1 protein-coding gene is annotated in these 333 nt (G+C 76.6%); it reads right to left on the bottom strand.

Going from position 1 to position 333, the window contains the following annotated elements; translation table 11 throughout:
- A partial coding sequence (locus tag G3I42_RS26235) for a helix-turn-helix domain-containing protein (protein WP_164289927.1) occupies window positions 1–333 on the bottom strand: 333 nt, incomplete at both ends.

Here is a 333-nt window from a genome sequence, read left to right as displayed (position 1 = left end):
CTCAGCGAGAGCACCGTGTGCGGGTCGTCGAGGTCCGTGCCGAGGAGTTCACCGATCCGCGCGAGGCGGTTGTAGAGGGTCTGGCGGTTGAGGTGCAGGGCGCGGGCCGTCTCCGCCTTGCGGCCCGCGTGGTCGAGGAAGGTCTCCAGGGTCGGCAGGAGCGGGGGCCGCGCCGTGCGGTCGTGGCGCAGGAGCGGGCCGAGCGCGCGGTCGACGAAGGCCGCGAGGTCCGGATGCCCCCGCAGCCGCCACAGCAGCAGGTCGATGTCGAGGCGCCGCGCGTCCCACCAGGGGCGCGGGTCCAGGTCGGGCGCCGCGTCCGCCGCGCGCGCC

Source organism: Streptomyces sp. SID11385, assembly GCF_010548245.1.
Classification (GTDB): domain Bacteria; phylum Actinomycetota; class Actinomycetes; order Streptomycetales; family Streptomycetaceae; genus Streptomyces.
Note: the sequence above shows the minus strand (reverse complement) of the source record. Positions and strands in the feature narration are given on the sequence as shown.